We start from the raw sequence: 12,541 nt of genomic DNA on the forward strand, positions 1-12,541 counted from the left end.
GAGTCACGAACATGAATATTCAGAACAATGGCCGGCCCGGTGCCACCCGCGTTTTGCGGCAGACCTTCGGCTCGGCGATCCTTGGACTCGCGGCGTTCGCTGCGTTCTCCGCGGGTGCGGCGCATGGCCAGACCATCAAGATTGGCGTGCCGGTGCCCCTCTCGGGAAGCAATGCCAATGCCGGCACCGATATCGTCGATGGCGCCAAGCTCGCTGCCGCGAAGATCAACGCGGCCGGCGGCGTGCTCGGCAAGCAGATCGAGCTCGTGCCCGAGGACGATGCCTGCGACGCGCAAACGGCCGTTCAGGCCGCGCAGAAGCTCGTGGACGCGGGCGTGGCTGCCGTGGCGGGCGGGTACTGCTCGAGCGCCGCGCTGCCCGAGTTGACGACGTTTCATCGCGCGGGCATTCCGTATGTGCTGGACGCGTCGACGAACCCGAAGCTCACGGAAATGGGTTACGACAACGTGTTCCGGACCATCGGGCGCGATGACGAGCAGGGCCCGTTCGCGGCAAGCTTCATCAAGAACTCGCTGCACGCGAAGCGCGCCGCCGTGATCGACGACAACACCACCTATGCGAAGGGGCTCGCGGAGAACACGGTCGAGGCGCTCAAGAAAGACGGCGTCGATGTCGTGTACGCCGACTCCATTACGCCGGGCCAGATGGACTATTCGCCGACGCTCACCAAGGTCGCGTCGCTGAACCCTGACGTGATCTACTACACCGGCTACTTCTCCGAAGCCGGACTGATCGTGAAGGAGGCACGGCAACTGGGGCTGAAGATGACCCTGATGGGCGGCGACGGCACCAATGACCCGACGCTCATGAAAACCGCGGGCCCGGCGGCCGACGGCATGATCATCACCACTTCGCCGCTCGCGCAATTCCTTTCGGGCGCGCACGGCTTCGTGGACGACTACACGAAGGCCTATGGCCATGGCCCCGGTCCGTATTCGGTCTATGAATACGATGCCGTGGGCGTGACCGCGAAAGCCATCGCTGATGCGAAGTCGGCGAGCCCCGCCGCGATCATCGCCGCGTTGCACAAGATCAAGAACTATCCGGGCGTGACCGGGACCATCGGGTTCAATCCGAAGGGCGACCGGAGCGTGGCCGTCTACATCACGATCATCGTGCGCAACGATGAGTTCGCTGCCTACCAGCGGCAGGATGCATCGGGCAAGTGGGTCGCCATGAAGTGAGCGCGGCAACGCCTCCGTTGCGGCCATGAACGCCTTTTTCCAGTTCGTCGTCGAAGGGCTGACGATCGGCTCGTTCTACGCGCTCGTGGCCCTCGGCTACACAATGGTGTACGGCATCATCCGCCTCATCAACTTTGCGCATGGCGACCTGTTCATGGTCGGCGCGTTCATCGGCTGGACCTCGCTCGCGACGCTCGCGAGCGCGCATCTGCCGCTCGCGCTTGCGCTGCTGGCCGCCTTCTCGGCGTCGATGGCGGCCACCGGCGGGCTCGGCGTCGTCATCGCGCGGGTGGCTTATCAGCCCTTGCTGCGCGCGCCGCGTCTGTCGATCCTCATCACGGCGCTGGGCGTTTCGCTGCTGCTCGAAAATGCCGTGCTGCTGATGTATGGCGCCGGCTTCAGGACCTATCCGCACCTGTTGACCCAGGCGGGCTTGAATCTGCACGACGTGCGCATTACGTTTGCGCAGATCGGCATCGTGGCCGCCAGTTTTTCGCTGATGCTCGCGCTCTACTTCTTCGTACACCATACGTTTTTGGGCACGGCGATGCGCGCGCTCGCCATCGACCAGGACGCCGCGCGCCTGATGGGCATCGATGTCGAGCGGATGATCCATCTCACCTTCTTCATTGGATCGGTGCTCGCCGCGGTGGCTGGCGTGATGGAGGGCCTGTACTACACGCAGATCAACTTTTTCATGGGCTTCGTGCTCGGTCTGCGTGCGTTCACGGCGGCGGTGCTCGGTGGCGTCGGCAATATTCCGGGCGCCATGGCGGGCGGCTTCCTGATCGGGCTGCTCGAGGCGTTCGGCGCGGGCTATGTGTCCTCGCGCTGGACCGACGTGTTCGTGTTCGGCGTCCTGATCGCCGTGCTGGTGATCAAACCCACGGGCCTGTTCGGCGAACGCGTCGTGGAGAGGATGTAGCCCATGCGCGCAACGGCTTCGATGCCCGCGTGGCCCACGCTTGCCACTGTCGCGCTGCTGGCCGTGGCCATCGCGCTGCCCGCGTTCTCCAGCAACTACCTGATCGACGTGGCGCTCACCATCGTCACGTACTCGATCCTCGGGCTCGGGCTCAATATCGTGGTGGGCTACGCGGGACTGCTCGATCTCGGCTATGCGGCCTTCTTCGCCATCGGCGCGTATACGACGGCGCTGCTCGAAACGCTGCTCGGTTTCTCGTTCTGGGAGACGTTGCCGTTCAGTCTCGGCTTCGCGGGCGTATCGGGGATTGTCATCGGCTATCCGACCTTGCGTCTGCGCAGCGACTATCTGGCGATCGTCACGCTGGGCTTTGGCGAAATCACCCGCATCGTCGCGACCAACCTCGAGATTACCGGCGGGCCGAACGGCATCTACGGCATTGCCAGCCCGGGCTTGTTCGGCTATGAGATCAGCTCGCCGCGCGCGGTCTACGAGCTCGGCATGGCGTTCCTGATCGTCGTGCTGCTGTTCGCCGTGCGGCTGGGCCGCTCGCGCCTCGGGCGCGCGTGGACGAGCATCCGCGAGGACGAAGCCGCCGCCGAGGCGGTTGGCGTTGCCACGCTGCGCGTGAAGCTGCTGGCTTATGTGATGGGCGCGCTGATCGGCGGGATCGCGGGGAGCCTCTTTGCCGCGCGCTTTGGCACCATCGATCCCACCGGCTTCACTTATCTGCAGTCCGTAACGATCCTCATCGTGGTCGTGCTCGGCGGGCGCGGCAGCATTCCGGGCGTGATTCTGGGCGCGATCATCGTGGCCGGCGTGCCGGAGATGCTGCGCTTTCTGAACCTCTGGCGCATCTTCGGATTCGCCGTGGCGCTCGTGGTGCTGATGCTGCTGCGCCCGCAAGGCTTGTGGCCCGTGCGCGCGAGACGCGCCCTGCCACGGGCGGATCTTTCAGCCGTGCCGCCGGCCGGGGCGCCTGCAGCCCCCGTGCCGCCTTCAGCCGCCGCAGCGGGCGAGACGCTGCTCGAGGTGAGCGACCTCACTTGCCGCTTCGGCGGCGTGATGGCGATCGGCGGCATCAGCTTCGTGGTGCGCAGCGGCGAGATTCTCGCGCTGATCGGCCCGAACGGCGCGGGCAAGACCACGGTATTCAATTGCCTCACGGGGGTGATCCGCGCAAGCGGCGGGCGCATGCTCTGGGGCGGCAGCCCCCTCGGTGGCGGCGCGCCGCACCGCAACGTGCATCGCGGCATCGCCCGCACGTTTCAGGGCATTCGTCTGTTCGGGCATATGAGCGCGTTCGAGAACGTGTTGACGGGCATGGATCACCGGCTGCACACGCCACTGCTTGCCGAGCTGGCCGGTACGCCCTCCGCACGCGCCGAAGCGGCCGAGCATGAGGCGCAAGGCATGAGCTGGCTCGACATGGTCGGACTGGGCGGGCGGGCGAGCGAATACGCGGCCGATCTGCCGTACGGCGACCAGCGCCGGCTGGAGATCGCCCGCGCGCTCGCCAGCAACCCGCGCCTCATCCTGCTGGACGAGCCGGCCGCCGGGATGAATCCGACCGAGAAGCAGGCGCTGATGGAGCTGATCCGGCGTATTCGCGCGCTGGGCGTGACGGTCCTGCTGATCGAGCACGATATGACGCTCGTGATGGGCGTATCGGACCGGATCATCGTGATGGATCATGGCGTCATGATCGCCGAAGGGCCGCCCGCGCAGATCCAGAGCGATGCGCGCGTGATCGATGCTTATCTGGGCACGGCCGAGGAAGACGACGCCAGCAATGCCGCCGATGGGGAGGAATCGCTGTGGGGCTCCTAGAGGTCCGCGATCTGCGCGTGAGTTACGGCAACATCGAAGTGCTGCACGGTATTTCGCTCGACGTCGGGCCGGGCGAGATCGTGGCGTTGCTCGGCGCCAACGGCGCGGGCAAGACCACCACGCTCAGGACCATCTCGGGGCTGCTGCGCCCACGCGGCGGGCATATCGCGCTCGACGGACAAGCGCTGACCGGACTGCCGGCCCATCGGATCGTCGCGCTCGGCATTGGACACGTGCCCGAGGGGCGCAGGATGTTCGGCGTGCTGACGGTCGAGGAGAACCTGCGGCTCGGTGGCTATCTGATGCGGCGCGACGTCGCCGCACTCGAGCGCCGGATCGCGGCCCTCTATGAGACCTTCCCGCGCCTCGGCGAGCGCCGGGCACAACTGGCCGGAACGCTCAGCGGCGGCGAGCAGCAGATGCTGGCCATCGCGCGCGCGCTGATGCTCAAGCCGCGGCTCGTGCTGCTCGACGAGCCGTCGATGGGGCTCGCGCCGAAGCTCGTGCGCGCCATCTTCGGCATGATCGCGGACATCTGCACCGAAGGCACGGCAGTGCTCCTCGTCGAGCAGAACGTCCGGCAGGCGCTGCGCATCGCGCACCGGGCCTACGTGCTGGAGAGCGGCAGCGTGGCGCTCGCGGGCGCGTCCCGGGAACTGGCGCAGGACAGCCGCGTGCGTGCCGCGTATCTCGGCGGGAGTGCGACCGCGGCGGGGTAAGTCTGTGCGTGCTGGCTTTGGCCGGGGGCGGGCCAAAGCCCGTATCTCGTGCAATCCGGCCGGCGACTGTTGCAACTAACGGTCAGGCGAGGCATGTTCAATCGAGGTCTGACCAGCGCGCGGCGTGTGTGCGCGTGGGCCCTCGTCATACAGGAAAAATACCGTCCCGACGCCTAAACTGGTCTATGAGACTAACGCCGCTGAGGCGGTGGCTGGTCCGGAGCCGGCGGACGCGGACACGGTGTCGTGCCGGACGATGCGCGAGCGATCGAGGTGAACATCATGACAAGGCGCGGATTGTGCCGGCTGCTGTTCGTACTGGTGGCGCTGTCCATGAGCGCCGCGGCTAGCGCCGGTAGAGGCGGCGGCTGGTATCACAGCGGCGGTGGCGGCTGGGGTGGCGGGAGCCACGGCAGCAACTGGAGCGGTGGGGGCTACGGCGGCGTGAACCACGGCAGCAGCTGGAGCGGCGGCGGGTGGAACGGCGGATATCACGGCAGCGGCTGGTATCACGGCAGCTATTACCACGGTGGCTACTACCATGGCGGCTACTATCACGGCTGGTATGGCTGCTGCGGGTCGGTGAGCGTCGGCTTTTACTTCGGTCCGGGCTTCGTCTACGGCTATCCGTTCTATCCGTATTACTACCCGCCGTACTACGCCAGCGTCTACTACCCGTACGTATCCGGCGATCTGCTGCAACCGGCCGAATATGTCGAGCAGGGGCAGGATCAGGGACAGGCGGGTGTCGCCGATATGGATGACCAGGGCGGCGGCGCACCGCAACTCGCCTTCTGGTACTACTGCGCGAGTTCGCGTGGCTATTATCCCTACGTCCGGTCTTGCTCCAGCGGCTGGCAGAAGGTGCCGGCGCGCCCACCTGACAGTTGAGCGACGGATGCGAGTCTGGAAAGCGAGCCGAAGGCTTCGCGCCAGGAGGCTCGTTCAATCGTTGCCGGGGCCGTTCAATCGGCCCCGCAGCTGGCTTGCCGTTTCGTTCTTGTGCAAGAAACCGCTTGACGCGGCGCTGACTACCGCGTACCTTCGTGCACCAAAGTCTCCAAAATGCTCGATTGCTCATCCTTTGCCGCTATCCGCGGCTCTAGTTGACCTCTCCTCTTTTTGATCTTTTAGTCGCCCTTTTCATAAGGGCGTGCAACTTTATTCGTCTGTTTAAGGAATTACGAGTGGAAACCGGTACTGTCAAGTGGTTCAACGATACCAAGGGCTTTGGCTTCATTACGCCGGACAAGGGTGGCGACGACCTGTTCGCACACTTCTCGGAAGTGCGTGGCACGGGCTTCAAGACGCTTGCTGAAGGCCAGAAGGTCAGCTACGAAACGAAGCGCGGCCCGAAGGGTCTGCAGGCTTCGAACATCACGCCGCAGTAACGCTATCGGATCGCGCCGGCCCGTTGGGGCGGCGCGATTCTCTCGCCTTGCGTGGCGCTCGTTTGCCACGCATGCCAGCGATCTTTTCTTGCTTTCCTGTTCCCGCCGCGCCTGCAGCTTGAAGGTGTGGTGTCTATAGCTCGCCCAGTCTTCGCGCTTGCTGTTCGATATCAGGTTCCCGCCAACTGGCAGCGAATCCGATGTGCTCATCGACAGCGTCGCTCTAGCGCAATCTTCGGGAAGTCTGCAGCCCTGGCGGATCGCCGGGTTTCGACGCCCTGAACGCCGTTGCTTGCTGGTCCAGGTTCGCACAGATCCTTCTCCGGCGTCTGTCTGTAATGCGCCGGACAACTCTCAACATCACCATACGCGTAAGCGATGCAGTAATCGGCGATGCTCGCCGACGTTTTGCATTTGACGCGACACTACGCTCTCTGGAGGCATCGATTTGGCAAAAGAAGAACTGCTGGAACTAGACGGAGTCGTCGACGAAGTGCTGCCGGACAGCAAATACCGCGTCACGCTCGAAAATGGCGTGATCGTGAACGCGTATGCCTCGGGCCGCATGCGCAAGAATCACATTCGCATTCTTGCCGGCGACCGGGTCACGCTGGAACTGTCGGTCTACGATCTGACGAAAGGGCGCATCAACTTCCGCCACAAAGACGAGCGTGCGCCCACCGGGCAGCCGCGCCCGGCTATGCGCCGCCGTTAAGCGCGCCGCGAGCCCAAACTCAATCGGTCCCGCGAGGCGGCGTTTTGTGCCGTGCGAGGAACCGGTCGAGTTGGCCCGCAAACGCCTTGCTGTCGCGGGCGCTGAAAGGCGCCGGGCCACCGGTCTCAATGCCCGCATTGCGCAGTTGATCCATGACGTCGCGCATCGTCAGACGCTCCTGGATATTTTCACGCGTGAACCAGTTGCCACGCGGATCGAGCGCATGCGCGCCCCGCTCCAGTACTGCCGCGGCAAGCGGTATGTCCGCAGTGATCACCAGATCGCCTGAGGCAACGAGCTCGACGACGCGGGCATCGGCCGCGTCGAAGCCGGCCGGCACCTGGATCGACTTGATAAAGGGTGACGGCGGCGTGCGCAAATATTGATTGGCCACCAGCGTCACCGTGATTTCGGCGCGCTTGGCGGCCCGAAACAAGATGTCCTTGATGACGGCAGGACAGGCGTCGGCGTCGACCAGCACTTGCATGAAGGCAATTCCAGCACATTAAAACGCGATCATATACCAAGGTTCGCGCGGGTCTTGCTGTGGCCCGGCGTGACGCCACCGGGCGCCACCTCGACGCAAAAGTCATGGATCGCCGTCACCATCTGCTGTAGACCGGGCTGCTCGAGCGGGTAGTGTCCCGCGTTTTCCAGCATCGTCACCTTGACGGGCACACGCTGGATTCGCCGCAGGAACAACTGGCTCAGATGCAAGGGCGTCCAGCGATCCTGCGCGGGCTGCGTGAGCAAGACAGGACACACATCGAAATCCTCGGGCTCGACGAGCGGCCGATAGCCCGTGTAGCTGGCCAGAAAACGCATGGTCACCCACTTTCCCGCCGAGGTCTTGTCCGCCATGCAGGCCTTCAGCGCGGCCGGGTTGTTCACGAGCGTGTGCATCTTGCTCGCCGCCGCCATCGGCATGCGCAGCCCCGCGAGCGGCGTGCGCGCGGTGAGCGCCGCGAGCGGGCCCCCCACGCGGCTCATGAAGCGGTTGTACGCCGTCTCGTCACGCACCTGCTGGATCCGTTGATCGAGAAACGTCATGCCGACGATGCCCTTGACCTTGCCGTTCTTCGCCGCGACGTGATACGTCTCCATGCCGCCCGCGCTCAATCCGTAGAGCACGATGGGGCGGTTGTCGCGCGCCAGTTCCGCATCGATGAGGTCGCTGCCGGCCTGCACCCAGTCGTCGTAGCGGATGGGCCGGCCGCGGCGTACCTGGGTCAGGCCGTATTCCGGCATGTCGATTGCGATGGTTTCGAAGCCTCGGCGGGCAAGCGGCGCGCCGAGTATCGTCGACATTTGCCGGCCGTTCGTCCCCACCCCGTGGAAAAGAATCACCTTCAGCGGCGCACGCGCATTGCGATAGCAATCGAGATGGACGCGGTGACCGTTCCATGACCACCATTCTTCTTGCGGCACCTGAGCCGGCTTTAACTGAAACTCGACAGGGAGAAAGCTTTGAATCTGTCTCCAGCTTTCTTGCTGCGCGTAGGTCGTCATTCGAAATCTCTCTTCGGTGCAAAGGGGGTGAGCATGGGCGCGCCGGTGGCGTGGTCGTGGGACGAGTGGCGTTGATCGACGACACCCCAGGCAACGCCCGCGCGTTGCGCCGCAAATTCCGCGAGCGTGCGCAACGCGGCTCGCGCCGAGCGCAAGTAGAACGCCTGCAACTGGAACACGTGCCATCGCCCGGTGTGGACTTCGAGCGTGCAGCGCACGCCGCACGCGTTCGCGTGCTCGGTCAGCCGCAACGAATCGGATAGCAGTACTTCCTGATCGCCCACCTGGATCAACATGGGTGGCAGGCCGCGCAGATCGGTGTCGAGCGGTCCGTGCGAGGCGGCGGGGTTGGCGCCGTGATACCAGCGCAGGCCTTGCTCCAGCCAGCCGCGCCGGATCATCGGATCGGCGCTGGCACGCGTCGCGAGCGTGGCGCCGCCGAGCGTCGCGTCGGTGACCGGCGAGATCAGCATGAGCGCGGCCGGCATGCGTTCGCCGCGATCGCGCAGCGCGATCGCGAGGCTCAACGCAAGCGCGCCGCCCGCCGAATCGCCGGCCACGACGATGCGCTCCGGCGCATGGCCTTGCGCGCGCAACGCCGCATACGCGGCCAGCGCGTCGTCGAGCGCCGCCGGGTAGGGGTGTTCGGGCGCGAGCCGGTAGTCGGGCACCCACACCTCCATGCCCGATTCGCGGGCAAGCCGCGTCGTCACGCTGCGGTGCGTGCCGGGGCCGCCGAGGCAGAACGCGCCGCCGTGCAGGTAGAGGATCGCGCCGCCGGTGTCGCCGCGTCTGGGCGCGACGACTTCGGTGGGGACGCCGCCCGCCGGCCTGCGATAGCGGATCACGCCGCCCACGCCGGGCATCAGCGGCGACATGAGCCCGACGACGCGCCGCTGCACGCCGGCGCCGAACGGCGGCCCGATCAGCGAGCGGAAGCCGACCCGCAGGAAGCCGCGCAGGAAGGCCGCATTGAGCGCTTCCAGTGCGCCGGCGGGCTCGGCGATCGTGACCCCGCCCGCCTGCCCGGCAGCGCCCGGCATCACGGTGCTCAGCCGGTAGGCGGCGAGCCCGGAAAAGCGCGTGAGCCAGCGGTAGGTGAGCGTGAAGCCCGGCCAGTTGGTGCTGTTGTGCCCGGACGCATCCACATACCAGCTCTTGCAGCCGCTCCATACCGAGCCCGCGAGGCGTTGCTGGACGCGCTCGTTGAAGCGCCGGTAGCGCCGCGGATCGACGTCGATCGCGCTCGCGCCGGCGCGCCGCATCGCGCGCACGCAGCGCATGACATGCGCGATCTGACTTTCGAGCATATAGACGATCGAGTTGTGGCCGAGGTTCGTGTTCGGGCCATAGAGCGTGAAGAAGTCAGGAAAGCCAGGCACTGCGAGCCCGAGCCAGGCCTGCGCGCCGCGGCGCCATGCATCGTTCAGGTCGAGGCCGTTGCGTCCCGTGATGCGCATCGGCGAGAGAAACTCGGTCGCCGCAAATCCGGTCCCGTAGACGATCGCGTCCACTGCGTGATGCGTGCCGTCCACGGTTTCGATACCGTGTTCGGTCACGCGCCGGATGCCTTGCGTGACGAGTTCGACGTTGTGCTTGCTCAGTGCGGCCAGATAGTCGCTCGACAGCAGGATGCGCTTGCAGCCGATCGGGTAGTCGGGCGTGAGCCGCTCGCGCAGCGCCGCGTCGGGCACCTGTTGCGCGAGCAGCTTGCGGAACGGGCGGCCCACCGCGAATTTCATGATTCCACTCAGGCGCGTGAGCGCGACCGCGCGCGATTCGTAGCGCACGTAGATCGCCGCGCGATGGAGCTTCATCGTCCACGGCAATGCGCGGAACAGTGCGCGTTGCCACGGCCGGTAGGCGCGGTCGGGGCGCGGCATCAGATACGCGGGCGAGCGCTGGAATACCGTTAGCGACTGCACGGTATCGGCGATCGCGGGCACGAACTGGATCGCGGACGCGCCGGTTCCGACCACCGCGACGCGCTTGCCGGCGAGCGGATACTTGTGATCCCAGTGGGCCGAATGGAACGCGCGGCCGCGGAACGTCTCCATGCCGGGCAGCTTCGGCAATGCCGGCCGGCTCAACTGGCCCGTGCCGCTGATCAGCCATTGCGCGCTCAGCGTCGAGCCGTCCGTCAATGTCACGCGCCATAACGCGTGAGGCTCGTCGTAGCGCGCATGCGCGACTTCCGCGTGAAAGCGCAGATGCGGCGCCAGTCCATACTTGGACGCGCAATGGCGCAGGTACGCGTAAATCTCCGCTTGCCGCGCGAACGTTCGCGACCACTCGGGGTTCGGTTCGAAGGAAAACGAATAAAGATGCGAGGGGACGTCGCACGCGGCGCCGGGATAGCTGTTGTCGCGCCAAACGCCGCCAACGTCATGCGAGCGCTCCAGAATCACGAAGTCTTCGATGCCGGCGCGCTTGAGCGCGATGCCCATGCCGATGCCGGCAAAGCCCGCACCGATGACGATGGCGCTCAGCGGCCTGGCGCTCGCTTCGAGGGTGGTCGATTCAGGCGATTGCATGGCGAGCCTCTACAGTGCGTGCTTGTGGTGCGTCGATGGCGTGCGGTTCGGCTTGCGCATCGTTATGCGGTTGCGCGGCCACGCGGCTGACGCCGCGTATCAGATCGACCGCCTTCTCGGCGATCATGATCGTCGGCGCGTTGGTGTTGCCGCCGATCAGCGTCGGCATGACGGAGGCATCGACGATGCGCAGTCCCTGCATGCCGCGCACGCGCAGTTGCGGATCGACGACGGCGAGCGCGTCGTGTCCCATCCGGCATGTGCCCACCGGGTGATAGACGGTGTCGGTGCGTTGGCGCAGCACGTCGCGGATCTGGTCGTCGGTGTTCACGTGCGCCGTGAACATGTCGCGCGTGATCCACCGCGCGAGCGCGGGTGCCTGCATCAGGCGGCGCGTGAGCTTGAAGCCGGCGACCATGTCTTCGAGATCGCGCGCATCGGCGAAGAAGGCTGGATCGATGCGCGGCGCGTCGAGCGGATTGGCGCTGCGCAGCGTGACGGAGCCGCGGCTGCGCGGGCGCAGCAGGCACACGTGGCACGACAGCCCATGACCGGGGTGGAAGCGGCGCGCGTGATCGTCCACGAGCGCGACGACGAAATGCAGCTGGATGTCCGGCGCGTCGAGTTCGGGACGCGTCTTCAGGAAGCCGCCGCCCTCCGCGAAGTTCGACGTCAGCATGCCGCGCCGTTCGCGGCGAAAGCGCGCGAGTTCGAGCAACATGCGCAATCCACCGCGCAGCGAAACGCCCATGGTGTCGGTGCTGCGCGTGCGGTAGCCGAAGATGAAGTCGGGGTGGTCCTGCAAATTGCGGCCGACGCCGGGCAGATCGAGCCGCACATGGATGCCGAGGCGTTCGAGCTCGCGTGCCGGACCGAGGCCCGAGAGCATGAGCAGTTGCGGCGTCTGCAGCGCACCCGCTGCGAGCACGACTTCGCGCCTTGCGCGCAGCGTGCGGACCTCGCCGTGCTGCCTCACCTCCACGCCCACCGCGCGTGTGCCGTCGAACACGATGCGCAGCACTTGTGCGTGTGTCTCGACGGTGAGATTCTCGCGCCGGCCAAGATGCGGCAGCAGATACGCGCGCGCGGCGCTCCAGCGTTCGCCGTGCTTCTGCGTGACCTGATAGATGCCGATGCCTTCCTGCTGGGCACCGTTGAAATCGTCGGTCAGCGGCAGGCCCGCCTGAATGGCCGCTTCGCGGTAGCGCGCGTGAAACGGATTGCCGGTGCGCAGGTCGCTGACCCACAGCGGACCGTCGCGTCCATGCCAGGCGTCGTCGAATCGTTCGTTATGCTCACTGAGCCTGAAGTACGGCAGCACGTCGTCCCATGCCCAGCCTTCGTTGCCGAGCGCGGCCCAGCCGTCGTAGTCGGTGCGGTGGCCGCGGATGTAGACCATCGCGTTGATCGCCGACGAGCCGCCGAGCGTCTTGCCGCGCGGCTGGTAGCCCGTGCGTCCGCCCAGTCCCGCTTGCGGCACGGTGTCGAACGCCCAGTTGTTGATGCGGGTTGGCATCATCGCCACCGCGCCCGTTGGCGTGTTGACGAGCGTGCCGTCGCCGCGACCGCCGGCCTCGAGCACGCAGACCGTGAGGTTCGGGTCTTCGCTCAGGCGCCCCGCGATCACGCAGCCGCCCGAGCCGCCACCCACGACGATGTAGTCGAAAACTTGGCTCATGGAATCGCCTCAGGAAGTTCGGGGTTCAGGCGACG

The 12,541-nt window shown here is 66.0% G+C and carries 11 protein-coding genes; 7 read left to right on the forward strand and 4 right to left on the reverse strand.

The window, feature by feature from the left end; genetic code table 11:
* The first annotated feature begins 11 nt into the window (after positions 1 to 11).
* The 7 genes from BO1_RS04230 to infA all read left to right on the forward strand — a co-directional run bounded on the left by BO1_RS04230 (position 12) and on the right by infA (position 6,785).
* Complete coding sequence (locus BO1_RS04230) at positions 12 to 1,205, forward strand: branched-chain amino acid ABC transporter substrate-binding protein (RefSeq protein WP_028216500.1); 1,194 nt, start codon at positions 12 to 14, stop codon at positions 1,203 to 1,205.
* A gap of 25 nt (positions 1,206 to 1,230) precedes the next feature.
* The gene (locus tag BO1_RS04235; RefSeq protein ID WP_028216501.1) at positions 1,231 to 2,130 is read left to right on the forward strand and encodes a branched-chain amino acid ABC transporter permease; all 900 of its coding nucleotides are present in this window, start codon (positions 1,231 to 1,233) and stop codon (positions 2,128 to 2,130) included.
* Between the two features lie 3 nt (positions 2,131 to 2,133).
* Entirely contained in the window at positions 2,134 to 3,960 is a 1,827-nt protein-coding gene (locus tag BO1_RS04240) for a branched-chain amino acid ABC transporter ATP-binding protein/permease (RefSeq protein ID WP_052409348.1), read from the forward strand.
* Positions 3,948 to 4,679, forward strand: coding sequence for an ABC transporter ATP-binding protein (locus BO1_RS04245; protein ID WP_028216503.1), 732 nt, complete (start codon positions 3,948 to 3,950; stop codon positions 4,677 to 4,679). Before BO1_RS04240 ends, BO1_RS04245 begins: the two co-directional genes overlap by 13 nt.
* Before the next feature lie 282 nt (positions 4,680 to 4,961).
* Positions 4,962 to 5,570, forward strand: coding sequence for a hypothetical protein (locus BO1_RS60945; RefSeq protein ID WP_245643705.1), 609 nt, complete (start codon positions 4,962 to 4,964; stop codon positions 5,568 to 5,570).
* Between the two features lie 296 nt (positions 5,571 to 5,866).
* The gene (locus tag BO1_RS04255; protein WP_028216504.1) at positions 5,867 to 6,070 is read left to right on the forward strand and encodes a cold-shock protein; all 204 of its coding nucleotides are present in this window, start codon (positions 5,867 to 5,869) and stop codon (positions 6,068 to 6,070) included.
* Positions 6,071 to 6,518: 448 nt separating this feature from the next.
* On the forward strand, positions 6,519 to 6,785 hold the full coding sequence (infA, locus tag BO1_RS04260) for a translation initiation factor IF-1 (protein WP_028216505.1): 267 nt from the start codon (positions 6,519 to 6,521) through the stop codon (positions 6,783 to 6,785).
* 19 nt (positions 6,786 to 6,804) lie between these two features.
* Here infA and BO1_RS04265 read toward each other — a convergent pair whose 3' ends face one another.
* From BO1_RS04265 to BO1_RS04280, 4 genes are read right to left on the reverse strand one after another with little or no spacing between them, the layout of a single operon-like run.
* Positions 6,805 to 7,272, reverse strand: coding sequence for a YaiI/YqxD family protein (locus BO1_RS04265; RefSeq protein ID WP_028216506.1), 468 nt, complete (start codon positions 7,270 to 7,272; stop codon positions 6,805 to 6,807).
* 29 nt (positions 7,273 to 7,301) lie between these two features.
* A complete protein-coding gene (locus BO1_RS49560) occupies positions 7,302 to 8,294 on the reverse strand; it encodes an alpha/beta hydrolase (protein WP_043283744.1) in 993 nt (330 codons plus the stop codon).
* A complete protein-coding gene (locus BO1_RS49565; RefSeq protein ID WP_084687758.1) occupies positions 8,291 to 10,828 on the reverse strand; it encodes a flavin-containing monooxygenase in 2,538 nt (845 codons plus the stop codon). The genes BO1_RS49560 and BO1_RS49565 overlap by 4 nt, the downstream gene beginning before the upstream one ends.
* Complete coding sequence (locus BO1_RS04280; protein WP_028216507.1) at positions 10,815 to 12,506, reverse strand: GMC family oxidoreductase; 1,692 nt, start codon at positions 12,504 to 12,506, stop codon at positions 10,815 to 10,817. Before BO1_RS04280 ends, BO1_RS49565 begins: the two co-directional genes overlap by 14 nt.
* Between the last annotated feature and the right edge of the window lie 35 nt (positions 12,507 to 12,541).

Source organism: Paraburkholderia oxyphila NBRC 105797 (genome assembly GCF_000685075.1).
In the GTDB taxonomy this organism is placed as follows: domain Bacteria; phylum Pseudomonadota; class Gammaproteobacteria; order Burkholderiales; family Burkholderiaceae; genus Paraburkholderia; species Paraburkholderia oxyphila.

Excerpts from the sequence above, each read along its gene's own strand:
- BO1_RS04230 (WP_028216500.1), top strand. The coding sequence starts at position 12 with ATGAATATTCAGAACAATGGCCGGCCCGGTGCCACCCGCGTTTTGCGG.
- BO1_RS04235 (WP_028216501.1), top strand. The coding sequence starts at position 1,231 with ATGAACGCCTTTTTCCAGTTCGTCGTCGAAGGGCTGACGATCGGCTCG.
- BO1_RS04240 (WP_052409348.1), top strand. The coding sequence starts at position 2,134 with ATGCGCGCAACGGCTTCGATGCCCGCGTGGCCCACGCTTGCCACTGTC.
- BO1_RS60945 (WP_245643705.1), top strand. The coding sequence starts at position 4,962 with ATGACAAGGCGCGGATTGTGCCGGCTGCTGTTCGTACTGGTGGCGCTG.
- BO1_RS04265 (WP_028216506.1), bottom strand. The coding sequence starts at position 7,272 with ATGCAAGTGCTGGTCGACGCCGACGCCTGTCCTGCCGTCATCAAGGAC.
- BO1_RS49560 (WP_043283744.1), bottom strand. The coding sequence starts at position 8,294 with ATGACGACCTACGCGCAGCAAGAAAGCTGGAGACAGATTCAAAGCTTT.
- BO1_RS49565 (WP_084687758.1), bottom strand. The coding sequence starts at position 10,828 with ATGCAATCGCCTGAATCGACCACCCTCGAAGCGAGCGCCAGGCCGCTG.
- BO1_RS04280 (WP_028216507.1), bottom strand. The coding sequence starts at position 12,506 with ATGAGCCAAGTTTTCGACTACATCGTCGTGGGTGGCGGCTCGGGCGGC.